This is a genomic window from Finegoldia magna (assembly GCF_018371055.1).
Classification (GTDB): domain Bacteria; phylum Bacillota; class Clostridia; order Tissierellales; family Peptoniphilaceae; genus Finegoldia; species Finegoldia magna_I.
Genome location: NZ_JAGYZD010000214.1, coordinates 1 through 2,855 on the forward strand (window position 1 = coordinate 1; position 2,855 = coordinate 2,855).

Here is a 2,855-nt window from a genome sequence, read left to right on the forward strand (position 1 = left end):
ATCAATCAGCTCTAATAAACTAGGTGTATTAGAGAAAAACACTAAAGTACAAGGTGTAGTTGAAGATGGATGGTTCAAAACTTCTGTAAATGGAAATAATGGTTTTATTAGTATTAAATACTTGCAAAATAGTAAAATTGAAGAAAAGCAAAAAGATAAACTTCAAATTTCAGAAGCAAAGAACAAAGAACAAGTAAATAAATCAAATTCTATAAAATTTGAAGGAAGTAACTATACTGGATATGTAAAAGAATCTGTTAATGTTAGAGATAAATACAGTATGGATTCTAATGTAGTTTCAGTATTAGAAAAAGGTACTAAAGTTAGTGGTATCAAAGGAAAATATTGGCTAAAACTTTCTGAAGGAAGATATATTTCTGTAAATTATATTCAAGATAGTAAAGTTGAATCAAACCAAACAAAAAACACAGAAGTTAAAGATTCTTACAAAAAAGATTCTAACTCTAAGGTTGTAAGATCTAATAAAGGTGGTTCTGGCAGTGCTGTAGCTCAAGCAGCTTATAATTATTTAGGAGAAAGATATGTTTGGGGTTCTGCACAACCAGGAGTAGGATTTGATTGCTCTGGATTAACTAGTTATTTATATAATAAAGTTTGCGGTATTTCTCTTTATAGAAATTCAGCTGCACAATCAAATAATGGATATCCTGTAAGTAAAAGCAATTTAAAACAAGGAGATTTGTTATTTTTTAGTACAAATGGTTCAGGAAATATTTCTCACGTTGGGATTTATGTTGGTAATGGAAAAATGATTCATGCTTCTACACCATCAACAGGTGTAATTATTTCAGACATTGACTCAAACTATTACTCAAATACATTTGTAACAGCAAGAAGAATCTTAAACTAAAATCTTTAGCTATTGGCAATTATTGCCAGTAGCTTTTTTTATTGGACGAATTGCTTGTGCATATGTTATTATAGAGTATATAGATATAAGAGGCGCACTATGAATTTCAATTTTTCTAAAGATAAAATTTTAATTGGTATGGCAATAGTTGTTTTAGCTGGTTTTGGTTATTATAAATCTAATTCTGATAATTTGAATGACAATCAAATTCAAGCTTTTGTTGATACAAAATCAACAGAAAGCGTAAATAAGCAGTCTGAAAATAATACACAAAACGCTGAAGATAATTCTACTAAGATGTGTCAGATAGATGGTTGTGTAAACAAACCTGGTGTCTATCCTTTTAAAAAAGAAGATAGAATCAAAGATATTGTTGAAATAGCAGGTGGCTTCACAAAAGATGCTGATAAGAAAAGTGTAAATTTGGCGATGAAGCTAAAAGATGAGATGAAAGTTTATATCCCATCAAAAACAGAAACTTCAAAAGCACAAAACAATAACATAGAAAGCTCAGATATAGTTACAATAAAAGATAATAATTCAAATAGTCTTGTAAATATTAACACTGCTGATAGCAATAAATTGCAAACATTACCAGGTATTGGACCTTCTAAAGCTAAAAAAATAATAGAATTTAGAGAGAAAAATCAATTTAAAAAAATTGAAGAAATAAAAAATGTAGATGGAATTGGCGATAAAACTTTTGAATCATTGAAAAGTTTAATAACTATAGATTAAAGGAGATAAAAAATGTTAGACAAAAAGTACAAAACAATTAAACCAGAAGATGTCAAATTAACTGAGTTTACTCAAACAGCTGGATGTGCAGCAAAGATAGGACCTGGTAAATTAGCTGAGGTATTGAGTCACCTTGAAAAAGTAAATGATGATAATCTTGTAGTAGGATTAGATACAAGCGATGATTGTGCTGTTTATAAAGTAAGAGATGATTTATGCTTAATTCAATCTCTAGACTTCTTTACACCGGTTGTTAATGACCCATATACATTTGGTCAAGTAGCTGCGGCAAACTCTTTAAGTGATTTATATGCTATGGGTTCAGATCCATTGTTAGCTTTAAATATTGTTTGTTTTTCTGATTGTATGAATCAAGATATTTTAGTTGAAATCCTAAAGGGTGGTGCTGATAAGGCTAAAGAAGCAGGATGTCTGTTAGTTGGTGGTCATACAATTCAAGATGATGAACCTAAATATGGATTGTCTGTGACAGGAATAAACCATCCTGATAAAGTTTGGGCCAACTCTACAGCTAAAGTAGGTGACGTAGTTGTATTAACTAAAAAATTAGGTGTAGGAATTGTAAATACTGCTATAAAAGGTGGAATGGATAATCAAAAATTATTTGATGAAGTTATCAAATCTATGTCTACATTGAATAAATACGCTAAGGAAGCATGCGATGGACTGGAAGTTCATGCTGCTACTGATGTAACAGGATTTGGTTTGTGTGGTCATGCACTTGAAATGGCTAAGGGATCTGATTTAACAATAGAAATTGATTCACAAAACTTACCTATTTTCGAAGGAGTAGAAGAATTCGTTAACTTAGGATTAGTTCCAAAAGGAGCTTATGACAACAGAAACTTTATCAGAAATGATGTACAAATCAGCAAAAATGTTAGCAGCTTCATAGATGATTTAGTATTTGATCCTCAAACATCAGGTGGATTATTAATTGCATTATCTAAGGAAGATGCTGATAAACTTGTAGAAAAACTACACGAATCTGGCCAAGTTGGAAATATAATAGGAAGAGTAAAGGAAAAAACAGATCACTTTATTGAAGTAATCTAATCAATCTTATGAAACTTAGAATTCTGTTAGTTTTTCCATCTAATGTATATAAAGATGAGATTATTTTGAATTTTTCTAATGATGAAAATTATGAAGTTTCAGAATGTTCTACAATTGAAGATGCACTTGAAAAACTAAAAAAAGGTTACTATGATTTTTTGCTTAGTGA

The 2,855-nt window shown here is 30.1% G+C and carries 3 protein-coding genes; all 3 read left to right on the top strand.

Annotated features, from left to right (window positions below; genetic code table 11):
• On the top strand, window positions 1-871 hold an 871-nt coding region (locus KHW44_RS08110; RefSeq protein WP_304068246.1), incomplete at its 5' end, for a C40 family peptidase.
• A 99-nt stretch (window positions 872-970) separates the two neighbouring features.
• Entirely contained in the window at window positions 971-1,609 is a 639-nt protein-coding gene (locus KHW44_RS08115; protein ID WP_304068248.1) for a helix-hairpin-helix domain-containing protein, read from the top strand.
• 12 nt (window positions 1,610-1,621) lie between these two features.
• Window positions 1,622-2,686, top strand: a complete 1,065-nt coding sequence (selD, locus tag KHW44_RS08120; protein ID WP_304068250.1) for a selenide, water dikinase SelD — start codon at window positions 1,622-1,624, stop codon at window positions 2,684-2,686.
• The last annotated feature ends 169 nt before the right edge of the window (window positions 2,687-2,855 follow it).

Excerpts from the sequence above, each read along its gene's own strand:
- KHW44_RS08115 (WP_304068248.1), top strand. The coding sequence starts at position 971 with ATGAATTTCAATTTTTCTAAAGATAAAATTTTAATTGGTATGGCAATA.
- selD (WP_304068250.1), top strand. The coding sequence starts at position 1,622 with ATGTTAGACAAAAAGTACAAAACAATTAAACCAGAAGATGTCAAATTA.